At 60.3% G+C, this 20,907-nt stretch carries 26 protein-coding genes and 7 pseudogenes; 25 read left to right on the top strand and 8 right to left on the bottom strand.

Going from position 1 to position 20,907, the window contains the following annotated elements; all coding sequences use genetic code 11:
* Positions 1–88 precede the first annotated feature (88 nt).
* From GJU48_RS07605 to GJU48_RS07595, 3 genes are all read left to right on the top strand, one after another.
* A complete protein-coding gene (locus GJU48_RS07605) occupies positions 89–346 on the top strand; it encodes an AbrB/MazE/SpoVT family DNA-binding domain-containing protein (RefSeq protein ID WP_094952866.1) in 258 nt (85 codons plus the stop codon).
* Complete coding sequence (locus tag GJU48_RS07600; RefSeq protein WP_094952867.1) at positions 343–738, top strand: PIN domain-containing protein; 396 nt, start codon at positions 343–345, stop codon at positions 736–738. The genes GJU48_RS07605 and GJU48_RS07600 overlap by 4 nt, the downstream gene beginning before the upstream one ends.
* A 101-nt stretch (positions 739–839) precedes the next feature.
* The gene (locus GJU48_RS07595; RefSeq protein WP_094952868.1) at positions 840–1,184 is read left to right on the top strand and encodes a hypothetical protein; all 345 of its coding nucleotides are present in this window, start codon (positions 840–842) and stop codon (positions 1,182–1,184) included.
* Between the two features lie 18 nt (positions 1,185–1,202).
* On the opposite strand, the gene GJU48_RS07590 is transcribed toward GJU48_RS07595, so the two are convergent.
* Both GJU48_RS07590 and GJU48_RS07585 read right to left on the bottom strand, forming a co-directional pair.
* On the bottom strand, positions 1,203–1,532 hold the full coding sequence (locus tag GJU48_RS07590) for a YXWGXW repeat-containing protein (RefSeq protein WP_094952869.1): 330 nt from the start codon (positions 1,530–1,532) through the stop codon (positions 1,203–1,205).
* Between the two features lie 440 nt (positions 1,533–1,972).
* The gene (locus tag GJU48_RS07585) at positions 1,973–2,872 is read right to left on the bottom strand and encodes a DMT family transporter (RefSeq protein WP_094952870.1); all 900 of its coding nucleotides are present in this window, start codon (positions 2,870–2,872) and stop codon (positions 1,973–1,975) included.
* A 98-nt stretch (positions 2,873–2,970) separates the two neighbouring features.
* On the opposite strand from GJU48_RS07585, the gene GJU48_RS07580 reads away from it, so the two are divergent.
* The gene (locus GJU48_RS07580) at positions 2,971–3,819 is read left to right on the top strand and encodes a LysR substrate-binding domain-containing protein (RefSeq protein ID WP_094952871.1); all 849 of its coding nucleotides are present in this window, start codon (positions 2,971–2,973) and stop codon (positions 3,817–3,819) included.
* Between the two features lie 4 nt (positions 3,820–3,823).
* Here the strand turns inward: GJU48_RS07580 and GJU48_RS07575 are convergent, their stop codons facing one another.
* Positions 3,824–4,720 carry a LysR family transcriptional regulator gene (locus tag GJU48_RS07575; protein ID WP_094952872.1) on the bottom strand — a complete coding sequence of 299 codons (897 nt, stop codon included), beginning with the start codon at positions 4,718–4,720 and terminating at the stop codon, positions 3,824–3,826.
* Between the two features lie 99 nt (positions 4,721–4,819).
* Here GJU48_RS07575 and GJU48_RS07570 point away from each other — a divergent pair, with 99 nt between their 5' ends.
* Positions 4,820–5,485, top strand: a complete 666-nt coding sequence (locus tag GJU48_RS07570) for an NADPH-dependent F420 reductase (protein ID WP_094952873.1) — start codon at positions 4,820–4,822, stop codon at positions 5,483–5,485.
* A gap of 66 nt (positions 5,486–5,551) precedes the next feature.
* On the opposite strand, the gene mqo is transcribed toward GJU48_RS07570, so the two are convergent.
* The gene (mqo, locus tag GJU48_RS07565) at positions 5,552–7,198 is read right to left on the bottom strand and encodes a malate dehydrogenase (quinone) (RefSeq protein ID WP_094952874.1); all 1,647 of its coding nucleotides are present in this window, start codon (positions 7,196–7,198) and stop codon (positions 5,552–5,554) included.
* 494 nt (positions 7,199–7,692) lie between these two features.
* Between mqo and GJU48_RS07560 the strand changes: the two genes are divergently transcribed.
* Positions 7,693–8,880: an MFS transporter gene (locus GJU48_RS07560; RefSeq protein WP_094952875.1), complete on the top strand. Its 1,188-nt coding sequence runs from the start codon at positions 7,693–7,695 to the stop codon at positions 8,878–8,880.
* A gap of 65 nt (positions 8,881–8,945) precedes the next feature.
* Here GJU48_RS07560 and GJU48_RS25105 read toward each other — a convergent pair whose 3' ends face one another.
* The 4 genes and pseudogenes from GJU48_RS25105 to GJU48_RS25100 form a co-directional block, all read right to left on the bottom strand.
* Entirely contained in the window at positions 8,946–9,167 is a 222-nt protein-coding gene (locus GJU48_RS25105) for a hypothetical protein (RefSeq protein WP_094952876.1), read from the bottom strand.
* Positions 9,168–9,312: 145 nt separating this feature from the next.
* Positions 9,313–9,678, bottom strand: a complete 366-nt coding sequence (locus GJU48_RS07555) for a DUF6124 family protein (protein ID WP_094952877.1) — start codon at positions 9,676–9,678, stop codon at positions 9,313–9,315.
* A gap of 458 nt (positions 9,679–10,136) precedes the next feature.
* Positions 10,137–10,903: pseudogene (locus GJU48_RS07550) on the bottom strand (DNA adenine methylase).
* A gap of 160 nt (positions 10,904–11,063) precedes the next feature.
* Positions 11,064–11,333: pseudogene (locus GJU48_RS25100) on the bottom strand (phage portal protein); the annotation flags it as partial.
* On the opposite strand from GJU48_RS25100, the pseudogene GJU48_RS07545 reads away from it, so the two are divergent.
* The 19 genes and pseudogenes from GJU48_RS07545 to GJU48_RS07460 form a co-directional block, all read left to right on the top strand.
* A pseudogene (locus tag GJU48_RS07545) lies at positions 11,334–11,612 on the top strand (GPO family capsid scaffolding protein); the annotation flags it as partial.
* A gap of 1 nt (position 11,613) precedes the next feature.
* Positions 11,614–11,712: pseudogene (locus GJU48_RS07540) on the top strand (head completion/stabilization protein); the annotation flags it as partial.
* Complete coding sequence (locus GJU48_RS07535; protein WP_094950340.1) at positions 11,712–11,924, top strand: tail protein X; 213 nt, start codon at positions 11,712–11,714, stop codon at positions 11,922–11,924. The pseudogene GJU48_RS07540 and the gene GJU48_RS07535, both read left to right, overlap by 1 nt.
* Before the next feature lie 27 nt (positions 11,925–11,951).
* Complete coding sequence (locus GJU48_RS07530) at positions 11,952–12,305, top strand: putative holin (RefSeq protein ID WP_046035109.1); 354 nt, start codon at positions 11,952–11,954, stop codon at positions 12,303–12,305.
* A 1-nt stretch (position 12,306) separates the two neighbouring features.
* Positions 12,307–12,585 (top strand): phage holin family protein, encoded by a 279-nt coding sequence (locus GJU48_RS07525; protein WP_094950341.1) that lies wholly within the window; start codon positions 12,307–12,309, stop codon positions 12,583–12,585.
* A complete protein-coding gene (locus tag GJU48_RS07520) occupies positions 12,582–13,424 on the top strand; it encodes an N-acetylmuramidase domain-containing protein (protein ID WP_155295956.1) in 843 nt (280 codons plus the stop codon). The genes GJU48_RS07525 and GJU48_RS07520 overlap by 4 nt, the downstream gene beginning before the upstream one ends.
* Positions 13,421–13,624 (top strand): hypothetical protein, encoded by a 204-nt coding sequence (locus GJU48_RS07515; RefSeq protein ID WP_094950343.1) that lies wholly within the window; start codon positions 13,421–13,423, stop codon positions 13,622–13,624. The genes GJU48_RS07520 and GJU48_RS07515 overlap by 4 nt, the downstream gene beginning before the upstream one ends.
* Before the next feature lie 154 nt (positions 13,625–13,778).
* Entirely contained in the window at positions 13,779–14,036 is a 258-nt protein-coding gene (lysC, locus tag GJU48_RS07510) for an Rz1-like lysis system protein LysC (RefSeq protein WP_218193663.1), read from the top strand.
* A pseudogene (locus GJU48_RS07505) lies at positions 14,033–14,152 on the top strand (phage tail protein); the annotation flags it as partial. The gene lysC and the pseudogene GJU48_RS07505, both read left to right, overlap by 4 nt.
* 143 nt (positions 14,153–14,295) lie before the next feature.
* Positions 14,296–14,643, top strand: a complete 348-nt coding sequence (locus GJU48_RS07495; RefSeq protein ID WP_155295954.1) for a GPW/gp25 family protein — start codon at positions 14,296–14,298, stop codon at positions 14,641–14,643.
* On the top strand, positions 14,640–14,813 hold the full coding sequence (locus GJU48_RS25860) for a hypothetical protein (RefSeq protein ID WP_452603454.1): 174 nt from the start codon (positions 14,640–14,642) through the stop codon (positions 14,811–14,813). Before GJU48_RS07495 ends, GJU48_RS25860 begins: the two co-directional genes overlap by 4 nt.
* Positions 14,798–15,100: pseudogene (locus GJU48_RS07490) on the top strand (baseplate J/gp47 family protein); the annotation flags it as partial. The gene GJU48_RS25860 and the pseudogene GJU48_RS07490, both read left to right, overlap by 16 nt.
* Positions 15,100–15,756, top strand: coding sequence for a phage tail protein I (locus tag GJU48_RS07485; RefSeq protein ID WP_256671212.1), 657 nt, complete (start codon positions 15,100–15,102; stop codon positions 15,754–15,756). The pseudogene GJU48_RS07490 and the gene GJU48_RS07485, both read left to right, overlap by 1 nt.
* Before the next feature lie 251 nt (positions 15,757–16,007).
* Complete coding sequence (locus GJU48_RS07480; RefSeq protein WP_094950353.1) at positions 16,008–17,183, top strand: phage tail sheath protein; 1,176 nt, start codon at positions 16,008–16,010, stop codon at positions 17,181–17,183.
* Between the two features lie 57 nt (positions 17,184–17,240).
* Entirely contained in the window at positions 17,241–17,756 is a 516-nt protein-coding gene (locus GJU48_RS07475; RefSeq protein WP_094950354.1) for a phage major tail tube protein, read from the top strand.
* Between the two features lie 48 nt (positions 17,757–17,804).
* Entirely contained in the window at positions 17,805–18,140 is a 336-nt protein-coding gene (locus tag GJU48_RS07470) for a phage tail assembly protein (protein WP_094950355.1), read from the top strand.
* A gap of 8 nt (positions 18,141–18,148) precedes the next feature.
* Positions 18,149–18,268, top strand: coding sequence for a GpE family phage tail protein (locus GJU48_RS07465; protein WP_094950356.1), 120 nt, complete (start codon positions 18,149–18,151; stop codon positions 18,266–18,268).
* Positions 18,258–18,545 carry a hypothetical protein gene (locus GJU48_RS25855; protein ID WP_452603453.1) on the top strand — a complete coding sequence of 96 codons (288 nt, stop codon included), beginning with the start codon at positions 18,258–18,260 and terminating at the stop codon, positions 18,543–18,545. The genes GJU48_RS07465 and GJU48_RS25855 overlap by 11 nt, the downstream gene beginning before the upstream one ends.
* 1 nt (position 18,546) lies before the next feature.
* Positions 18,547–20,903, top strand: a pseudogene (locus GJU48_RS07460) (phage tail tape measure protein); the annotation flags it as partial.
* Positions 20,904–20,907 lie beyond the last annotated feature (4 nt).

The following is a 20,907-nucleotide window of genomic DNA, read 5'->3' as shown; positions in this document are numbered from 1 at the left end:
TACCTGTTCCCACTTACCAGCAGAGCAACCTATGGACCAACGGATCTTGTCCTTCATCAATCCTTACCTTAGGGTAAGGAATATCACGATGGAGATCTTCGCTATGGCCACCGCAACATTGACCTCAAAAGGGCAAATCACCATACCTGTCCAAGTCCGGACAGCACTCGGCCTGGAAACGGGCGATCGGGTTGAATTCGTCGAAACGGAAGATGGCAAATTTTCGATCATCGCGGCGAGCAAAACCGTGCAGAACCTCAAAGGGTTGATCCGCAAGCCTGCCCACGCCGTATCGATTGAAGACATGAACCACGCCATCGCGGCGCAAGGAGCAAAAGCCGGATGATCGGGCTGGATACCAACGTACTGGTGCGCTATGTCACCCAGGATGATCCCATTCAATCACCCAAGGCATCGGCGCTGATCGAATCGCTCACCACGCTGTCACCGGGCTTTGTGAGCCTGGTGTCCGTGCTGGAACTGGTCTGGGTTTTACAAAGCTGCTACCAGTCGGCCAAGAGTGATGTGGTGAATGTTTTGGAAACGCTGTTGCGCACGCGTGAATTGACCGTCGAACATGCCGAAATCATCTGGCAGGCCCTGCGACGATTCACGGCAGGCAAAGCCGATTTCGCCGACTACCTGATAGAACGCTGCGCCCATGCAGCAGGCTGTGAATACACCGCCACCTTTGACCTCAACGCAGCCAAGGCCACCGGAATGAAACGGCTGGCCTGAGCCATGGCATTGCGACGACGTTCAGGCTTTGGTAAAAACCGCGTTCAACCTTGATCGAGAGACAGACTCACGTGCGCACGCTTCTTCTCGCTACCTTGAGCATGGCCTGCACCCTGGCCAGCGCCGACACCATCACCTGGCCGGATCTGCCGCAGAGTTGCTTCGTCAGCGGCCGCTCAGCTACCAGCACGGATGTCGACACAGGCTGTGCGGCGTTTCTGATCAATGTGCAAGGCAAGGCGGCGGGTACGCCGATCAAGCTGGATATCCCCCAGTATGCGATGCATGTGGACGAAGCCACCGGCAAAGAAACGCCGGTGATCATCATCCAGGCGGAAGAGAACGGCGAGGTCAAGGCGGTCGGCTACAAGGAACTGGGCACCGATCAGCTCGGTGCCGCGTTGCTGCGGGAGGTTCGGCTTCTAGGCACCCAGAAGCCGATCTAGACGTTATTTGGTCTGGGCTCAGCGAACCCAGCCACCGCCCTGCCAGTGGTAACCGTCATTGCGCTGCACCCAATGCGGGTGCACATAACGATAGCCTTCGCGCACTTGCTCCCAATGGCCGTGCACCGCGACGTATCGCCCGCCTTCCCAACGCCAGTAACCGCGTGACCAGACATAGCCGTAGCGCGTAGCCGGTTCGACTTCGATCACCTGCACCGGCGGCGGTTGCGGCGCAACGACTTCGACATACTCACGTTGTACCGGCCTGCGGTCATGCACAACGCGCTCTTGCACACACCCGGACGCCGCGACGACTACCGCCGCCAATGCCGCATAACGTAGCCACATACAAAACCCTCGGGCGCTGACGCCCAACACCTGCACCGTAAAAAATGCCCCCTTGTTTCAGCCGCGCTCCTGCTTAGGCTTGGGTTCTTTTTTAACAGGTGATGTCTGTCAGCTTGCTGAACCCGCAGGCCTCAAGAGGCACATGCGACGGTCGGTCGTTTCAGGCGCGCCGACGAACATCGGTTACACCCGCCCGCACTCATGACCGCGACACTTACACCCGCCCGCACTCATGCAACACACGCGATTGCACACAACTCAGACGCCGCGACAACTGCCGCCACCAATCCTGCATAACGTAGCCACATACAAAACCCTCGGGCCCCGACGCCCAACGCCTACACCCATCAAAAATGCCCCCTTGTTTGAGCCGCGCTCCTGCTTAGGCTTGAGTTCTTTTTTAGCAGGTGATATCTGTCGGGTTGCTGAACCTGCTGGCCTCAGGAGGCACACGCGACGGTCGGTCGTTTCAGGCGCACCAGCAGCAACCCCGCAACCACCACAGCAATGCCGGCGTAGGTCGACCCTGCGATCACATCGCCAAACATCAGCGCCGCCCACACCAACGTTACCGGCGGCTCCAGATAGACCAGCGCCGCAACATGGGTCGCCGTCATCACCCGTAACAACATCCACAGGCTCAAGTAGGCGACGAACGTAGAGAACAGCGTCAGCCAGACAATCGAGATCAACACGTCAGGATCGTGGGGAATACTCAGCGTGTCGGTGTAAAGCACCGCAGCGGTAAAGCCGACCAGGGTCAGCAGCGACTGGATAAACAGCGGCAACACCAAGCCTGCGTCCTGGCGGTGCACGGTGCGGCGCTCATACAAGGTCGCCAGTGTCAGCCCCAACGCCGAGGCCAGTGGCAACAGGTACATGACCAGGCCGACGCTTTGGCCGCCGCTGCCATACTGCCCGGCAATCACGATCGACACCCCGCCGAAGCTAATCAACAGCCCGAGCCACTGCCAGCCACCGCTGCGCTCCGCCGCGCTGCCGGTCGACAGTGCCGCTGTCATCAACGGCTGCAGCGCCGCAATGATCGCAGCAATGCCAGGCGGCAAGCCATTCTGGATCGCCACGTACAGGCAACTCAGGTACAGGAACTGCGACAGAAAGCCGATCACGGCGTAATGGCGAACCTGAGCCCATGAAACCTTCAACAACCTCACATTCAAAAACAGCCCCAGGCACACCGAGACCAACAGGAAGCGCCAGAACAGCAGGTTGAACGCCCCGCCGCCTTGGGTACCCAACTTGGCGCCGATATAGCCGGAGCTCCACGACAGAACAAACGCCACCTGCAACAGCAGCCGCTTTAAGGTTGATCGCGTCATGAAGCCTCCCGTCAGTGCACATTGACGCAAAGGCTAAGAGCCGCGCATGCTTCTGTATATTTGAATTAACGGCACTACTAATCCGTAATAGTGGAATCATGGCCAAACAACTGAATATCGATCTGCTGCGTACCTTCCATGCCGTCGCGCGCTTTCGGCGCTTCAACGAGGCGGCCGAGCATGTGCACCGCAGCGCGTCGACCGTGACCACACAGATTCAAAAGCTCGAAGACCAAATTGGCCAGCGCCTGTTCAGCCGCAGCAACCAAGGCGTTGAACTGACCCTCTACGGCCAGAAGCTTCTGGGCGAAACCATCGAGTTTCTCAAGAGCCACGACCGCCTGCTGATCGCGCTGATGCCACAGCGCATGCAGGGCAAGATTCGCCTGGGCATTCCGGACACCTACGCTCCGGCGTTCATGCAGGCGCTCCTGCCCCGTTTGATCGCCGACAACCCGCTGCTGGAGCTGGAAGTCGAAGCGCGCACCAGCGGTGAACTGCTGAATAGGTTTATGGCCAACCAACTCGACCTGGCCATCACCGTCAGCGCACAACCGCTGGCCCAGGGCGAACGCCTGGGGCCGGTGCAGCCGCTGTGGGTGGCGGCCGAGGGCTTCCGTTGCGCGCCGAATGCGGCGCTGCCGATCACCGTGCCGGTGGCCGGCTGCCCGTACCGTGCGGCGGCGTTGCAGGCGCTGAAGGATCACGGGATTTACCACCGGGTATTGCTGGAGAGCCCCAACTCCACAGCGGTCGAGGCCTGTATCCGCAGCGGCGTGGCGGTCGGGTTGATCGAGGAAAGCCGCATGGGCACCGGCCTGACGCAAGTGATTGCAGGGTTCGAGTTACCGCCCTTGCCGGTGCATCATCTGTACCTGCTGTGCGATAGCAGCAATGCACTGGCCCTGCATCTGTATGCGCAGGTTAAACAGGGTTTCCACATGTGAGCCCTCACGCCGGGCCGAAGCGCGCCAGCACCGCCTCGACAAACCGCCGCAACTTGGCGGTGCGCTGCCGGTTGGCGGTGTAGACCAAGTGCATGGGGCGGCTGGGCGCCTCAAATGCCGGCAGCACCTGCACCAACTCGCCCTTGGCCAAGGCCGTGCGCAGAAAGTCTTCGGGGCCCAGCACGATGCCGAAGCCATCCAGTGCCGCCGACATCAACGCCCGGCTTTCATTGATCTGAAGGCGGCTGGCAACCTGCACCCTGTAAGGCGTCGCGCCTTGGTGAAAGACCCATTCGCGGTCCGCCGGGCGTGACCAAAAGGCGTAGCCCAGGCATTCATGCTGCGCAAGGTCCGCCGGACGCTGCGGCGTACCCCGCGCCGCCAGGTAAGCAGGCGCCGCGCACACCACCAGGCGATAAGGCGCCAGTGGCCGGGCCGTCAACCCGGTGGTGGCCAGCGGGCCGATGCGGAACGCCGCTTCATAGCCTTCCTCCACCAAGTCGACGAAACGATCCGTCAGGTGCAGGTCGATTTCCACGTCCGGGTTGTCGCGCAAAAACGCGGTAATCAGCGGCATCAGGCTGTAGGAGCCGAAGGTGACCGGGGCGGTGACTCTCAGCTTGCCGCGCGGCGTGTCATTCATGATCTGGGCGAGCGAATCGGCAGCCTCGGCCTCCGTCAGAATATGTTTGCAGCGCTCGTAGTACGCCTGCCCCAACTCCGTCAGGCTTTGCCGACGCGTGGTGCGGTTGAGCAAACGCGCGCCCAACCGTTGCTCCAGCGCAGCCACATGCTTGGCCACCATTTGCGCAGACATATTCAAGCGCTCGGCGGCGCGGGCGTAGGAGCCCAACTCGGCGGCCATCACAAAGGCATTCATGCTTGAAAGACGGTCCATCATTCCCCACTCCCAGTAACAACACCAACACCAGAACGCTCATTTATCGCCAACTGGTTGCCAATCATCATAACCGCTCGACGACTGACGAGGAGCAAGACCATGAAGATCGGTGTGATTGGAGCAGGTTTTATCGGGCGTGCCGTGGCACAGCTGGCGCTGGCCGCCGGGCATGAAGTGATGTTGAGCAACTCCCGTGGCCCGCAGACCATGAGCAGCGTGCTCAGCGGCATGCTCGGCGTGCAGGTGGGCAGTGCTGAAGACGCCGCCAAGTATGGCGACGTGGTGCTGGTGGCCATCCCCCTGGAGCATTACCGCAGCGTGCCCGCGCAATGGCTGGAAGGCAAAACGGTGATGGACGCCAACAATTACTACCCCGACCGCGATGGGCACATCGCCGTGCTGGACCGCTTTGAAACCACCACCAGCCGGCTGCTCGCCGAGCATCTACCGCACGCTCACGTGGTCAAAGTGTTCAATGCGATTTTTGCGCCCGACCTGACGCAACACGCCCGCCCCCACGGCGCGCCAGACCGCCGCGCACTGCCGGTGGCCGCCGATGACGCCGCAGCGAAGGCGCAAGTGATCAAGCTGCTCGACCAGCTCGGTTTCGATGCCGTGGACGCCGGCGGGCTGGATGAAAGCTGGCGTTTTGAACGGGCGAAACCTGCGTATTGCGTGCCGCTGGACCAAGCGGGTTTAACGGCGGCGCTGGCAGCCGCCGAACGCACGGTGGAACTGCCGCCGGTCGAACGCTCCCGCGCCTGAATACCACGCACAAAAAAGCCCGCTGACCGTTCCCGGTTCAGCGGGCTTTTTTACATCAGGCTTGGCTTACAGCGCCAAGTCAGACGCCGGCTTGCTCGGCTCAGCCGCAGGCTTGGCAGCCTCGGTGGCCTTTGGCGCGGCCATCTGCGGAATCGCAGGCGGTGGCGTCAGTTGCAGGATACCGGCGGTGTAGGCCCATTCCTTGGCAACAGCCTCAGGGCTGTCGTTCAGCTTGGTGCCGTAGCTCGGTACGATCTGGTGCAGTTTGGCCTGCCACTCAGGGGTCGCGACCTTGTCCTTGAACACTTTCTGCAGCACGGTCAGCATGATCGGAGCCGCGGTGGACGCGCCTGGCGATGCACCCAACAGGCCGGCGATGGTGTTGTCGGCGGAGCTGACCACTTCGGTGCCGAGTTTCAGGACGCCGCCCTGCTCTTCGTCACGCTTAATGATCTGCACGCGCTGACCGGCTTGCCACAGGCGCCAGTCGGATTGCTTGGCGTTCGGGAAGTACTCTTGCAGCGCCTTGAAGCGGTCGTCATCCGACAGCATCAGTTGGCCGGCGAGGTACTCAACCAGTGGGTATTCACGAATACCGACTTTGGTCATTGGCCAGATGTTGTGGGTGGTGGTGCTGGTCAGCAGGTCCAGGTACGAGCCTTCTTTGAGGAACTTGGTCGAGAAGGTCGCGAATGGGCCAAACAGAATGACACGCTTGCCATCCAGCACGCGGGTGTCCAGGTGCGGAACCGACATCGGTGGCGCGCCAACCGAAGCCTTACCGTAGGCCTTGGCCATGTGCTGCTCGGCGATGGCCGGGTTATCGGTCACCAGGAACGAACCGCCCACTGGGAAGCCCGCGTATTCCTTGGCTTCAGGAATGCCCGACTTTTGCAGCAAGTGCAGTGCACCGCCGCCGGCGCCGATGAACACGAACTTGGCGTCGGTTTCAGTCTTGGTGCCGTCTTTCAGGTTTTTGTAGCTCACACGCCACGAACCGTCGGCGTTCTTGGTGATGTCCTGCACTTCGCTCGACAGTTTCAAGTCAAACTTCGGCGTGGTTTGCAGGTGAGCGACGAACTGGCGGGTGATCTCGCCGAAGTTCACGTCGGTGCCGATCGGGCTCCAGGTGGCGGCGATCTTCTGCTTCGGATCACGGCCTTCCATCATCAGCGGAACCCATTTGGCGATCTGCGCCGGGTCTTCGGAGTACTGCATGCCAGCGAACAGCGGGCTCGCTTGCAGGGCTTCGTAGCGTTTTTTCAGGAACTTGATGTTGTCATCGCCCCACACAAAGCTCATGTGCGGTGTGGAGTTGATGAACGAACGTGGGTTCTTCAGCACGCCCTGCTGGACCTGCCAGGACCAGAACTGACGGGAAATCTGGAACGCTTCGTTGATCTCGACCGCTTTCGGGATCTCAACGGTGCCGTCCTTGTTTTCCGGGGTGTAGTTCAGCTCAGCCAGGGCCGAGTGACCGGTACCGGCGTTGTTCCAGCCGTTGGAGCTTTCTTCGGCCACGCCATCCAGGCGCTCGACCATCTCCATCGACCAGTCCGGCTGCAGCTCGTTGAGCCAAACACCCAGGGTCGCACTCATGATGCCGCCGCCGATCAGCAGCACATCGACTTTCTTTGCCTCTTCCGCGTGAACGGACGTGATCCCCATCGACAAAGCCAACCCCAGCAGGGCAGTGTTTACTTTTTTAAACATCAGTAGCACCTATGATAAAACGCCATCCGCCCTACCGCCCCTGAGCATGGGCAACCCTCCATCACGCTGCGTCAGGCAACGCACCGCGGGGTTTGCACATTCACGAGAGAGCCGCAGGGTGGGCACACAAGGCCGACGTATCGACCTCACTGTTTTTGTCCCTTCTGCGCTGACTTCTTATCATTATTGGCTTCAGCTACCTGGGCAACAGCCAACCGCCGGGACGTATACGGATGTACGCACCGGGGTAAGACTAGACCAAGACGGCGCGCAGAATATCACGGCATACAGCCAATATGCGCTGTTTGGCCAATTGACAGCTCTAAATCGCGGGTTTTAACCCGAGCGTGTCAAGCCTGGCAGGCGCGACGTGGGGTCACAGGCGGCTAGATGAAACTGAACTCTGCTGCAAAAGGCTGTTCTAGACACCTTCGCCATTGCTTGCGTAGCATCGGCCGTCTCCTTTCGTGCACACCCTCCACACAGAGTTACCCATGACTATCCAGCAAACACCCGGGCACGTGCTGCCAGCGCGCAGCGCCGCCAAAATGGAAGCTGCCATGGCCGTGGGCGCCTTCGCAATCGGCACCGGCGAATTCGCCATCATGGGTTTAATGCCCGACATCGCCCAGAATTTGAATTTGAGTGAACCGCAAGTCGGCCACGCCATCAGCGCCTATGCATTGGGCGTGATGGTCGGCGCCCCGCTGCTGGCCATCCTCGGCGCCAAGCTGCTGCGCAAACACATGCTGCTGTTGCTGATGGGCCTGTACGCCCTGGGCAACCTCGCCACCGCCTTCACCCCGACCTTCGGCTCGCTGATGGCCTTCCGCTTCATCAGCGGCCTGCCCCACGGCGCCTACTTCGGCATCGCCGCCGTCGTCGCCTCGAGCATGGTGCCCAACGACAAGCGAGCCGGCGCCGTCGCCCGCGTAATGATGGGCCTTACCCTCGCCATGCTGCTCGGCAACCCCATCGCCACCTTCCTCGGCCAACACCTGGGCTGGCGCTCGGCGTTCGCGCTGGTCAGCGCCATCGCCCTGTGCACCCTCTTCCTCGTCTGGCAATTCGTCCCCGACCGCCACGACGAACCGCGCAGCGACCCACGCAAAGAACTGCGCGCCTTCACCAAACCGCAGGTGTGGATGGCGCTGTCGATTGGCGCAATTGGCTTTGCCGGCATGTTCTGCGTGTTCAGCTACCTTGCCCCGACCATGCTCGAAGTGACCAAAGTCTCGCCACAATGGATCCCCTTCGGCCTCGCCGCGTTTGGCGTCGGCGGCATCATCGGCAACATCGCCGGCGGCAAACTGTTCGACCGCATGCAATTTCGCGCCGTGGGCTGGATTCTGGTGTGGTCGATAGCCGTGCTGCTGTTCTTCCCCTTCGCGGCATCGTCGCTGTGGGGCGTGCTGCTGAGCATGGGCCTGGTCGGCACCATGGTGGCGTTGGCCGCACCGCTGCAAATCCGCCTGATGGACATCGCCCACGAAGCCCCAAGCCTGGCGGCGGCGTCGAACCACGCTGCGTTTAACCTGGCGAACGCGCTGGGGCCTTGGTTTGGGGGGATGGCGATTACGGCGGGTTACGGCTGGACCAGCACCGGCTACATTGGCGCCGCAACAGCGCTGGTCGGCCTGGGCATCTACCTGATTGCCCGCCGCATGAAGGGCGGGCACTGACACTACGGGCTTGCCCGCGATAGCGGTGGGTCAGTCAACAAATCAATGACTGCCCACCCGCTCACTCAATCATCATGCAACAACCCCGACCCATACTCCCCATAACTACTCCCCAACCCACTGCCGCCAAAACTCATCTTGGCCGCCTTGCTCGGGCTATGGTCCCCAAACGCCTGACATCCCCCCGAAAAACAAGGGTCACCACTCCCGCCCGACGACCCCGTCGAACAAGCGCCCAACAGCAACGTGCCAGCAATCATCACGACTTTAACCAGGTTCGAGATCATGTTTCAGTTCCCTATGGGCTGGAGGCGCGGGGGTCCTCTCTTAAGTGGGAGCGTAGTCCTCAACGGTGCGGGGAATTATGAAACTTTGCTGGGTGACAGGATGGGTTCAGGTTGCCGCCTTGGAGTAAGGCGGCGGGGTTGGATGTCAGGCGGTGGCCGTGCTGGCGGCGGGCGCGACGTGCTCTTGGGCTCGTGCGACGAGTAAAGCGCTTAGGTCGATGAGTTGCTGGATGCCGAGGATGATGGCGCGGTGGGGGTCTTCGAGGTCGAAGGCCAGGGTGGCGGCCATTTGGTTGGCGGAATCGAGGTTTTCGGCGGCGTTGGCTAGGAGGGTTTCGGTGTCGATGTTGGGGCTGACGCGGAAAAGATTGCCGGGCGCGGGTTCAAAGATTGCATCGTCGTCAGATGGCGGCAGGTAATGATAAATAGCGCGCTGAGCCGCAGCGTGAAGCTTGGCATCAATGGGTTCAGCGTTTGAGGCATGAGGCGGATTAGGCGTGACCTTGTACATGGCGAAGCTCCTTTAGAATTCCAGGAACTACCAAACTCACTTCCACATGAGGGTGGCAGCTGTACGCAGGTGTGGAAGACCAGGGCTAAAGGACCCGGCGCACCGAAGTGCCCCGCGCACAGCCGCCATAAGCAATGCAGGCTTTTGACCACCCCACAACGCCAAGCAAGCGCCCAGCCTGAACCGCCGCGAGTGGTCCGCAGGTGCGCAGAAAAAACGACCCATTTAGCCCGCAGGCGAGGTGGGGGGACGACGGCGCGCGCCAGGTGGAAACGTTGCGCCTGACACGAACTAATTTTTGACATTGAACATGCTGTAAAAGACCTTATAGAGGCTATTACGTATACTGATCAGAAACACATGGACGCACTGATTGCATCACTCTAGTTTTCCCAGGCAGCAAAAAGCCGCCTCGTGGGGCGGCTCGGTTTGTTGCTTTGATGAGTTCCACCTTTAGGTCAGAACAACCCTCCCAATGCCGCCGGCTCCCAGTTCATGATCACCAGCTCTCCGCTGACCTCGGCTTTCCCCTGCCGCTGATTGGTAGTGCTGTACCGAATGTCCACCGTCTCAAAGTGGAACCCCTCAAACACCCGTCGGATATCTGGGTGGTCGTTGATGCTGACCATTACCTTACCCTTGCACCGCCGCATAAAATCGGCCATCCGCTCATAGTTCTCAAACGGAAAGTCCACCCCATAACCAGCGGTCTGCCAGTAAGGCGGGTCCATGTAATGGAAGGTGTGCGGCCGGTCGTAGCGTTCGGCGCATTCAAGCCAGCCCAGGTTCTCGACATAGGTACCAGACAACCGTTGCCAGGCAGCAGACAGGTTCTCCTCGATCCGCAGCAGGTTGATAGCGGGGCCAGTGGTCGCGGTACCGAAGGTTTGCCCACTGACCTTGCCGGCGAAGGCATGGTGCTGCAGGTAGAAAAACCGGGCAGCCCGCTGTTCGGTAAGGTTTCGGCGGGTCATCTTCTGCCATCAACACCTGGGGAGTGAGCCCCATTTGAACTGGCGCACGAATCTTCCAGGTGGTTCTGCACACGCGGTAAGCGTACCAGGTCGCCTTGATTCTTGAGGACTTCAACGGGGCGCCTGGGGACGCATATAGAGCCGGCGCGCCGGCAAAGACCTCGACTACACTCATGGGGTGGAAACAGTGGAATTAGACGATCTGCCAGGCGGCGCTTGCCGCCCATCCACGGGATAATTGGTGTGCTCATTAAGTGATCCTTGTTTCGACAATTGGATTCGCTTAGGCTTCGCACCCCCTGCGCAGTGGGGCGAGGCCTTGGTTGGAGCACTCGGCGTGTTCGAGTGATTCAGCGTCGGACCTGTGTTAGCGCACAGGTTCGTCGCCTCGTTTACTGCGCAGGGGGGCTTTTAAGCCTCCCCGCCAATTTCGTAGGGCTTGAAGCGGATGACGTTCTCCCCGATCCAGTCATTCAGTTGCTGCATACGTGTCTGAATCGGTTCTATCTCATTCGCTGCATAAATCTGTGCCGCTTCCCTGATCGATCCAAAGCCCCCTGCGTTTTGCGGAACGATCCCCATCAACTGCGGCGGAATGCGCAAGCTGGCCAGTACATCGTCACGGGTCTGGTTTTTGATCGAATTGAATTCATCCTTGGCCGCGACCTCACTGACCGGGACGGCGACGTGCTGGCGGTCAAGACCGAAGAAGTAGAAGTCAACGGCCAGAAAAAACTGGCCCTGTTCGCCCAGGTTGAGCCAACCCCCGACCTGATCGCCATGAACAAGGCCAGGCAGAAGATCTACACCTCGATTGAGATCGACGACAGCTTCTCCGATACCGGGGAAGCCTACATCGTAGGTCTGGCGGTAACTGACTCACCCGCCAGCCTGGGAACCGATGTGCTGGCCTTCTCCGCGCAAAAGCCAGATTCCAGCCCGTTCAAGGATCGCCACTACTGAGGAAGTCACACCGACCATCGACGACTACCGCCGCGATCTGCGCTGGGCAGTCCGTGACTTCCTCGGGTTGAGCCGCACCACCGTGGAGCTGATCTAATGCCCACATCCATTCGCACCAATCAAAATGAAACCGTAGACGCCCTCTGCTGGCGGTTCTACGGACGCACCGCGGGCGTCACCGAGACAGTGCTTGAGGCCAACCCCGGCCTGGCCGACCACGGCCCAATCCTGCCGCAAGGCCTTGTCGTCAATATGCCCGAAGCCCAAACCAGCGCGCCTCAGCGGCAGATGGTGCAGCTATGGAACTGACCCTCTGCAATCAAGGAAACCCACACCATGGCTGATCCGACTTCCAGCGTTGTGACTGGTCTGCTCATTGGTTTGGGCCTGTCCACCGTGACGCCCGTCATCGACGACGGGGCGCTATTCGGCGCCATCCTCGGCGCCTGGCTTGTTACCAGTACCAAGCGTGATCTCAAAGTCTGGCAACGGCTGGGCTCACTGTTCCTGTCGGCCGGCGTGGGCTATTTGTTCGCGCCCATGGCCTTACAGGCAATCCCGTTTATCACCAGCGGTGGCAGCGCCTTTGTCTGTGCCTTGGTGGTCATCCCGATCAGCATCAAACTGATGGTTTGGGTGGAAAAGGCGGACATCTGGGACATCTGGCGTCGCATCAGAGGGGGCACCTGATATGCAGAACATCGAACTGGCCGTGCAGTTGATCGCGGCAATCGCCTACCTGCTGAGTGCCCTGCGCCTGGCCTGCTACACCCGAGGTGATGCGCGGTACCGGCGCAGTATCTCGCTGCTGGCAAGCCTGTTTGGCGCCACGTTGTGCATCTGCGGTTTGGAGATCCTGTTGGAGCGTCAGCCCACCAGCCTCGGGCAGACAGCTGCCATCGTGCTGCTCTGCATCCTTATTTTCCGTTCAGGCGGCAACGTCGCCGCCCTGTTGAGGCCCAGCGCATGACCACCACCCTACGCCACGGCGACCGCTCGCAAGCGGTGCTGATGCTGCAAAAGAACCTCGTAAAGAACGGCGCCAACCTGATACCGGATGGGCACTACGGCGATGCCACTGAATCCGCCGTGCGCGCATACCAGGTAAAAGTCGGCCTAGTCGCCGATGGAGTCGCCGGCACCAAAACCCAGACCAGCCTTGCCGGCGGCGACTGCGCCCAGCTGCTGCGCAACCACGACCTGGTGGTCGCTGCAGAACGTCTCGGCGTACCGCTGGCGAGCATCTACACGGTCAATGAGGTGGAATCCAAGGGCAAGGGCTTCCTCGACAACGGCAAGCCAGTGATCCTGTTCGAAAGGCACATCATGTACCGCCAGCTCGCCACCGCTCGAAACGGCGATGACCCGGCAGAACTCAAACGTCACGCCGATCAACTCGCCACCGCCAATCCTGCCCTGGTCAACCCAAAGCCGGGTGGATACATCGGCGGTACGGCCGAACACCAGCGGCTGGCCATGGCCCGCCTGATCGATGACACCGCCGCCTTGGAGTCGGCTTCCTGGGGTGCCTTCCAGATCATGGGGTTCCATTGGAAGCGACTCGGCTATGCCAGCGTGCAGGAATTTGTGGCGGCGATGAGTGCCGGCGAATCGCAGCAGCTCGACGCCTTTACCCGCTTCATCGAAACCGACCCGGTGCTACACAAGGCCCTCAAAGCCCGCAAATGGGCCGAGTTCGCCAAGCTCTACAACGGGCCGGATTACCTGCGCAATCTCTACGACACCAAGCTCCAGCGCGCCTACGAGCGGCACGCCGGCTGCGAGTGCGGGCAAGGGGTGGCGGCATGATCGACTTCGAAGCGTTGCAGAAATTACGCGTGCAGGACGGTGACCTACTAGTGGTGCCGGAGTCGACCGAACAGGACGACATGGAATTGTTGGCTGAATCCATCCAAATAATGAACGGCGCCCGGGCCGTGATCGTGCGCGGCCCCATCAAGCAGCTCGACACCGCCGCCATGAACAAACTCGGTTGGTACCGCGCGTGAGCACCCTGCGCCAGGCCCTATACGGCTTCGCTCTGCTGGGTGCCCTGGTGCTGCTGATATGGGGTCAGTAATGCACAGAGCCTCCTACGCAGCCAGCAAGACCAACTGCGCCTGGGTCTGGCGAAGCGCGAGAGAACCATAGAGGAACTGAAACTTGAAAATGACGACCTTCAGAAATGGGCTGATCAGCCTTTGCCTGACGCTGCTCGCCGGCTGCGCGAGCGCCCCGCCCTCACCGGCGCCGCAGCTTACCGTGACTGGCTGTCCGGCCGTGGTGCCGTGCGTCCTCCCCGCGACCAGCCCGCGCAGTAACGGCGACCAGCTCACCGACCAGGACCGCGCCGAAACGGCTTGGGCTGATTGCGCCGCCCAGGTCGACATGGTCTACAAACACCAGCAGGCACAACCATGAACAAACCCGAAAGCCTGCGTGCTCACCTGCTGGCCACCGTCGCCGACTTCAAGCACGACCCCGACCGTCTGTTGATATTCATCGACAACGGCAAGGTCCGTTGCACGGCCGCCGCCCTCTCTCGCATGCTTGAAAACCTCATCCGCTTCGGCGTCATCGCCGCCGTGCAGATGAAGCCCCCGCGCGTGAAAGTAAAAACCGGAGAGCTGACCACCGCCTGGCTGCCATGGCTTGCCCTGCGCGCCGGTTCTGATCGTGAGTGGGACCCCGAGAAACCGGCGGCGCCATCGGCACTCTGGACCATATCGCCCAGTCCATTCCCGACGTCCTCACCACCCGTATTGGCACCCGCGTAATGCGCCGCGAATACGGCAGCCTACTGCCCGAGCTGATTGACCATCCTTTCAACGACGTCACCCGCCTACGGGCATACTCGGCCACGGTCATGGCATTGATGCGCTGGGAGACTCGTATCAGCCTCAGCCGTGTTCAGTTTCGCGGTGCCAGCCTTCAAGGCAAGTCGGAGCTGGATCTGGAGGGCAGCGTAGTGGACAGCAATGAAGCGTTCAGCATGAGCATTCCGCTGCAACTGGGAGGCAGTGTATGAACAGCTTCGCAGCCATCGACCTCAGCCAACTGCCACCGCCGCAGATCGTCGAGCAGATCGACTTCGAGCTGATCCTGGCCGAGCGTAAGGCCTACATGATCAGCCTGTGGCCGGTTGAGGAACAGCCTATGATCGCCGCGCGCCTCGACATGGAGTCGGAGCCGCTGTGACCGTCCAGGGCGCTGAAATCGTCCGTTACCAGGTCAAAGCAAAACTTTACCTCCTGTCCAGCGGGCCTGAGTCGGAACCGATTCTTGCCGCAGCCGAAACACGCTTGCAGGCTTACGTCAGCCAACGCCGTCGCCTCGGTATGGAAGTGTCAGAGTCGGCCATTCACGCGGCCTTGCACGTTGAAGGTGTCCGCAAGGTCGAGCTGGAAGACTGGGTTGATATCGTTGCGACCAAAGCTCAGGCGCCGTATTGCACCGGCACGACTGTCACGCGAGGTATCGAGTAATGGGCGCCCAGCAGCTGCTGCCGGGAAACGCCACGCCACTGGAACGCCAAGCAGCGCAAGCACTCGCGCAAATTCAGCGCGTGCCCATCCCTCTGCGCCAGCTCTGCAACCCCGACACTTGCCCGCTTGCACTGCTGCCATATCTGGCCTGGGCTTTTTCGGTTGATCGCTGGGATAGCAAATGGACCGAGGCCGCGAAACGGTCTGCCATTCGCTCATCCCACTTCATCCACTCTCGCAAGGGCACCATCGGCGCCCTGCGCCGCGTGGTTGAGCCGCTCGGTTATCTGATCGAAGTACTGGAATGGTGGCAAACCACCCCACTCGGTGTGCCAGGCACCTTCGCCATCAAAGTCGGCGTTCTGGAAACCGGTATCACCGAAGAGATGTACCAGGAGCTGACCTGGCTGATCGATGACGCCAGGCCAGTCACCCGCCACCTGACCGGCCTGGCTATCAGCCTTGAAACCACCGGAGTGATGAACGTCTTCCTTGGGGCGATGATGGCTTTCCGGTGCTGGTTGAACCTCCACCACTCAGTGATGAAGAGCTGGCGTCTGTTGAGCGGTCCTGGCGGGACGCTCAGCTTTTCCCGACTGATGCCATTGTTTCGAGGCATCGCGACGAGTTGGAAAGTGGCGGCACGACTTCCATAACCCCTGAGCAATACACAGAGCTGCAGGCCTATCGACGTCAGTTGCGTGAATGGCCGCAGGGGGCTGAGTTTCCCCTGGTAGATCACAGACCGGTTGCACCCTCTTGGCTGTCGGCATAAATGCAGCAGCGTCAGTAACGTCACCGCGCATCAACCTGTAGGGCCACCCGTTACAAGCCTGCGCGCTCGCCCAACCGGCGCGCGCGCGGCAGCCTGTGCACTGTCATTCCATCACAGCGCAGGCAACCACCCATGGCCGGTTCAGACTATCTCCACGGCGTGCGGGTCATCGAACTCAACGACGGCACCCGCCCCATTCGCACCATCCCCACCGCAGTCATCGGCCTGGTTTGCACGGCTGAAGATGCTGACCCACTTATGTTCCCGCTGGACACGCCTGTCCTGCTGACCAGTGTTCGAGCCGCGATTGGCAAAGCCGGCGTCAAAGGTACCCTGGCGACCAGTCTGCAAGCCATTGACGACCAGACAAAGCCCTACGCCATCGTGGTGCGGGTCAAGGAAGGCGCTGACGAAGCGACCACCATCAGCGCATTGATCGGTACCACCACTGCCGACGGCAAATACACCGGCATGAAAGCCCTGCTTGCTGCCAAGGCCCGCGTGGGCATGACGCCGCGCATCCTCGGTGTGCCAGGTCTCGACAGTTTGCCGGTGGCCACCGCCCTGGTATCCGTTGCCCAGGACCTGCGCGCCTTCGCCTACGTCCATGCCTGGAACTGCAAAACCAAGGAAGAGGTGGTCGCCTACCGCGAGAACTTCGGCGCTCGCGAGCTGATGGTGATCTGGCCGGACTTCCTCAACTGGGACACCGTCATCAGCAAGACTGTTGCCGCGTCGGCAGTGGCGCGCGCCCTCGGCCTGCGAGCGAAGATCGATCAGGAAACCGGCTGGCACAAGACTCTCTCCAACGTCGCAGTCAACGGCGTCACCGGCATCAGCGCCGACGTGTTCTGGGATCTGCAGAACCCGGCCACCGACGCCAACTACCTCAACAGCAATGAAGTCACCACCCTCATCAACGAGGGCGGGTTTCGCTTCTGGGGTAGCCGTACGTGCAGCGACGATCCGTTGTTCGCCTTCGAAAATTACACCCGAACCGCGCAGATCCTCGCCGACACCATGGCCGAGGCGCACATGTGGGCTGTGGACAAGCCCATGCACGCCTCCCTGGTGCGCGACATCATCGAAGGCATCAACGCGAAGTTCCGCGAATTGATTGCCCAGGGCTACCTGATCGGTGGCAGTTGCTGGTACCCGGAGGACATCAACGATAAAGACACCCTCAAGGCCGGCAAGCTGACGATCGATTACGACTACACGCCAGTGCCGCCCCTGGAAGACCTCACCTTGCGCCAGCGCATCACCGACCGCTATCTGATGACGTTCGCCAGCCAGATCAACAGCTGAACCGGGTCTCCCCGCAAGGGGAGTTAACCCCATGCCAAACACCCGGAGAACACCGCTATGGCTATGCCACGCAAACTGAAAAACCTCATGCTCTTCAACGACGCCAACATCTACAGAGGCGTGGTTAAGTCCGTCACCCTGCCCGCCCTTGGCCGCAAGATGGAAGCCTATCGCGGCGGCGGCATGAACGGCCCGGTCAAAGCTGACTTGGGCTTCTCCGACGACGGTATCCAGTTCGAATGGAAAACCGGCGGCCTGGATCTGATCAGCCTGAAACAGTTCGCCATGGTGAATGCGTCGGGCGTGGCATTGCGCTTTACCGGCGCATTTGAGCAGGACGACACAGGCGAAGTCAGCGCCGTGGAAGTCGTCGTGCGTGGCCGTCACGAGACCATTGAAATGGGCGACGCCACACCGGGTGAAGACACCGAGCATTCAATGACCACCACCTGCACCTACTACAAGCTGACGGTCGATAACCAAGAAATCATCGAAATCGACTTGCTCAACTTCATCGAGAAGGTCAACGGCGTCGACATGCTGGAGAAACAGCGCAACGCCCTGGGCTTCTGACCACTCACCATCCCTTAACCCGCTCACCTATCACCAGGAGCAATACCCATGAAAACCGCAGCCATCGAAGAAGCTGAAGTTAAGCCACTAGCCGACGACAACACCGTCATCCTCGACATGCCGATTCGCCGTGGCACTTCCACCATCGACAGCATCACCCTGCGCAAGCCCAACTCGGGCGAGCTGCGGGGCGTGAGCCTGTCAGAGCTGTTGCAGATGGACGTCAACAGCTTGGTCAAGGTGGTGCCTCGCATCAGCAGCCCAACCCTCACCCCCATTGAAGTCAACTCAATGGACCCCGCCGACCTTTTCGCCCTCGGCACCAAGGTGTCCGGTTTTTTGCTACAGAAATCGATGAAGACGGACGCATCCCTCGTTGCGTAGAGGACGCCATGGCCGACCTGGCCGTGATTTTTCACTGGGCACCGGCTGACATGGATCAGTTGGGCCTGCAAGAACTGATGGACTGGCGCGAGCGCGCCAGGGTGCGGAGTTCCACCGATGGCAAATGATCTGCGGCTACAGCTGATTCTGAACGCCATTGATCGCGTCACAGCCCCACTGCGCAGCATTCAACGGCAATCCACCGTAGCTGCGCAGGCGCTCAAGGCAGCCAGGGACCGGCTGAAAGGTCTCAACGAGTCGCAGAAACAAATCAACGGTTTCCGCGAACTAAAGCAGGGGCTGAATTCGACCCGAACCGAACTGCAAGCGGCTCAACAGCGCACCCAAGAACTGGGGCACGCACTGTCCAAAAATCCAACCCGCGCCATGCAGCGGGACTTTTGACCTTGGGCAGCACAGCGCACAGCTACGCGCTGATATGGCTCGGGCGAATGCTGAGATTGCAGAGCAACAGCGACGGCTTCAAGAACTGACACGACGTCAGCGCGCTAGCGCGCAGGCGAGCGAACGTCTTCGCCGTAGTCAGCAAAATGCTGGACGACTCGCCATGGGTGGGGCGGCTGGCCTGGGCGTAGGCTATGCAGCGAGCCGGCCCCTTGCTGCAGTAGTTAAATCATTCGCACCCAACGAGGATTCCGCTACGCAGCTCAAGGTGTCGATGATGGATGACACCGGGAAGGTCTCGGAGGACTTCCAGAAAATCACCGACCTGGCCACCAAGCTTGGCGACCGTTTGCCTGGCACCACGGCCGACTTCCAGAACATGATGACAATGCTCAGGCGCCAGGGCCTGAGTACCAAGAGCATCCTGGGTGGTACGGGTGAAGCCGCTGCATACCTGGGCGTCCAGCTGAAGATGGGAGCGACGGAGGCAGCAGAGTTCGCCGCCAAAATGCAGGATGCGACGCGTACCAGCGAAACAGACATGATGAGCCTGATGGACACCATTCAGCGCGGGTTCTACGCCGGTCTGGACCCGGACAAAATGCTTCAGGGCTTCAGCAAAATTTCGCCCGTCATGGACACAATCAAAAAGTCGGGGCTGGATGCAGCTAAGGAACTGGCGCCGCTGTTGATCATGATGGACCAGGCCGGGATGGATGGAGGCGCGGCGGGAAACTCCTTCCGCAAGATCTTTCAGGCGGGGCTTGATCAGAGCAAGGTCGACAAAGCCAACAAAATTGCAGCGGGTGCTAACAAGGGAGTAGCTCTCAAATTCACGAATGATGAAGGCAACTTTGCTGGGCTGGAAAATCTATACGCTCAGGTGGAAAAGCTCAAAGTTCTGAACGACACCGACCGCACAGCTGTGATCGGCAAGCTTTTTGGGGATGATGCTGAAACGCTGACCACCTTAAACGTGATGATGAACAAGGGCCTGGCTGGGTATCAGGAGGTCCAGCAAAAACTGAAAGTCCAGGCTGATCTGCGCACCAGAGTCAACGAGCAGCTCGGTACGCTAACCAACGTCATGGAGGCTGCCGAGGGCAGTTTTACCAACGCCATGGCAGAGTTCGGCGCAGCCGTTGCGCCAGAACTCAAGAGCCTGATCAACACCCTGGGCGAAGTCGCAAACAGCGTAGGCACATGGGCCAGAGAGAACCCAAAATTGGCCGGTGGTTTGGTCAAGGTGGTGGGTGCGATTACCGCACTAGCATTCGTGTTCGGTGCTCTAGCATTGACCATGGCGAGCATGCTGGGACCGTTCGCCGTGCTCCGCTACGGTATGACGATGTTCGGTCTACAGGGTGGCGTCGTCACCAAGATGCTCGGCAAACTGCTACCAACGCTGACGGGCTTGGCTCGTAACGCGTTCCCAATGTTGGTGCAAGCAGCCCGGTTGGCAACCTGGCGAAAGCCGCCTATGCAATACCGGGTGTAGGCACTGCGTTAAGGCTGCTCGGCAGCATCGCGCAGCCTCTGTTCAACATGATATCCAACGGTATCAGCGGGTTGATTGGGTGGTTCAGTGACCTGTTGAAGCCGGTCGAGGACGTCGGCGGCGCCGCCCAGTCGATGGGCCAGCGATTCGGGGCAGCTATCGGCAACATGATCGCCACACTCGTGCAGAGCATCGTTTCACTCGCTACGGGCGCCGCCAATCTGTGGGCAAGTATTAAGACCAGCTTTGATCAAGGCCTGTCTGGCATCCTTCAACTGATTGCTAACTTCAGCCCGCTCGGCTTGTTCTACCAGGCCTTCTCCGGGGTTATGAGTTACTTCGGCGTGGAACTGCCGGGGAAATTCACTGAGTTCGGCGGCATGATCATCAACGGATTGATCAATGGCCTCACCTCTGGAATCGGCGCCGTCAAAGACGCCATCGGCTCGATCGGCGACGCCAGCATCGGTTGGTTCAAGGAAAAGCTCGGCATCCACAGCCCATCCCGGGTGTTCGCGGAGCTGGGTGGGTTCACCATGGCGGGGCTGACCCAAGGGCTGGAAGGCGGGCAGAAAGGCCCGCTGGACGCACTGACCAGCGTGAGCAAACAGATGGCTGCCGCAAGCACCCTGGCTTTGGGCGCGACCGCCATGCCGGCGTTTGCCGTGGACAACACGCCGCCCATCAGCAGCGCGCCCGCAGCAGCCGTTTACGATAGCCACGACACCTACGAATTCACCATAACAGCAGGGCCTGGCACCGATATGCAAAGCCTGGAAAAGACCCTGCGAGCCATGATGGCCCGCATCGAAAACGAAAAGAAGGCGCGTCAGCGCAGCAAACTTTCTGACCTGGAATAACCAC

It is taken from the genome of Pseudomonas sp. IB20 (genome assembly GCF_009707325.1).
In the GTDB taxonomy this organism is placed as follows: Bacteria; Pseudomonadota; Gammaproteobacteria; order Pseudomonadales; family Pseudomonadaceae; genus Aquipseudomonas.
The sequence above is the reverse complement of the archived record's forward strand: the minus strand, read 5'-3'. Positions and strand labels throughout refer to the sequence as shown.

Coding starts and splice junctions, on each gene's coding strand:
- GJU48_RS07520 (WP_155295956.1), top strand. CDS start 12,582: ATGACCACCACCCTACGCCACGGCGACCGCTCGCAAGCGGTGCTGATG.
- GJU48_RS07535 (WP_094950340.1), top strand. CDS start 11,712: ATGCCCACATCCATTCGCACCAATCAAAATGAAACCGTAGACGCCCTC.
- GJU48_RS25855 (WP_452603453.1), top strand. CDS start 18,258: ATGGCAAATGATCTGCGGCTACAGCTGATTCTGAACGCCATTGATCGC.
- GJU48_RS07515 (WP_094950343.1), top strand. CDS start 13,421: ATGATCGACTTCGAAGCGTTGCAGAAATTACGCGTGCAGGACGGTGAC.
- GJU48_RS07485 (WP_256671212.1), top strand. CDS start 15,100: ATGGGCGCCCAGCAGCTGCTGCCGGGAAACGCCACGCCACTGGAACGC.
- GJU48_RS07475 (WP_094950354.1), top strand. CDS start 17,241: ATGGCTATGCCACGCAAACTGAAAAACCTCATGCTCTTCAACGACGCC.
- GJU48_RS07555 (WP_094952877.1), bottom strand. CDS start 9,678: ATGTACAAGGTCACGCCTAATCCGCCTCATGCCTCAAACGCTGAACCC.
- GJU48_RS07525 (WP_094950341.1), top strand. CDS start 12,307: ATGCAGAACATCGAACTGGCCGTGCAGTTGATCGCGGCAATCGCCTAC.
- GJU48_RS07605 (WP_094952866.1), top strand. CDS start 89: ATGGAGATCTTCGCTATGGCCACCGCAACATTGACCTCAAAAGGGCAA.
- GJU48_RS07480 (WP_094950353.1), top strand. CDS start 16,008: ATGGCCGGTTCAGACTATCTCCACGGCGTGCGGGTCATCGAACTCAAC.
- GJU48_RS25860 (WP_452603454.1), top strand. CDS start 14,640: ATGAACAGCTTCGCAGCCATCGACCTCAGCCAACTGCCACCGCCGCAG.
- GJU48_RS07585 (WP_094952870.1), bottom strand. CDS start 2,872: ATGACGCGATCAACCTTAAAGCGGCTGCTGTTGCAGGTGGCGTTTGTT.
- GJU48_RS07570 (WP_094952873.1), top strand. CDS start 4,820: ATGAAGATCGGTGTGATTGGAGCAGGTTTTATCGGGCGTGCCGTGGCA.
- mqo (WP_094952874.1), bottom strand. CDS start 7,198: ATGTTTAAAAAAGTAAACACTGCCCTGCTGGGGTTGGCTTTGTCGATG.
- GJU48_RS07575 (WP_094952872.1), bottom strand. CDS start 4,720: ATGATGGACCGTCTTTCAAGCATGAATGCCTTTGTGATGGCCGCCGAG.
- GJU48_RS07580 (WP_094952871.1), top strand. CDS start 2,971: ATGGCCAAACAACTGAATATCGATCTGCTGCGTACCTTCCATGCCGTC.
- GJU48_RS07465 (WP_094950356.1), top strand. CDS start 18,149: ATGGCCGACCTGGCCGTGATTTTTCACTGGGCACCGGCTGACATGGAT.
- GJU48_RS07530 (WP_046035109.1), top strand. CDS start 11,952: ATGGCTGATCCGACTTCCAGCGTTGTGACTGGTCTGCTCATTGGTTTG.
- GJU48_RS07600 (WP_094952867.1), top strand. CDS start 343: ATGATCGGGCTGGATACCAACGTACTGGTGCGCTATGTCACCCAGGAT.
- GJU48_RS07560 (WP_094952875.1), top strand. CDS start 7,693: ATGACTATCCAGCAAACACCCGGGCACGTGCTGCCAGCGCGCAGCGCC.
- GJU48_RS25105 (WP_094952876.1), bottom strand. CDS start 9,167: ATGATCTCGAACCTGGTTAAAGTCGTGATGATTGCTGGCACGTTGCTG.
- GJU48_RS07470 (WP_094950355.1), top strand. CDS start 17,805: ATGAAAACCGCAGCCATCGAAGAAGCTGAAGTTAAGCCACTAGCCGAC.
- GJU48_RS07595 (WP_094952868.1), top strand. CDS start 840: ATGGCCTGCACCCTGGCCAGCGCCGACACCATCACCTGGCCGGATCTG.
- GJU48_RS07590 (WP_094952869.1), bottom strand. CDS start 1,532: ATGTGGCTACGTTATGCGGCATTGGCGGCGGTAGTCGTCGCGGCGTCC.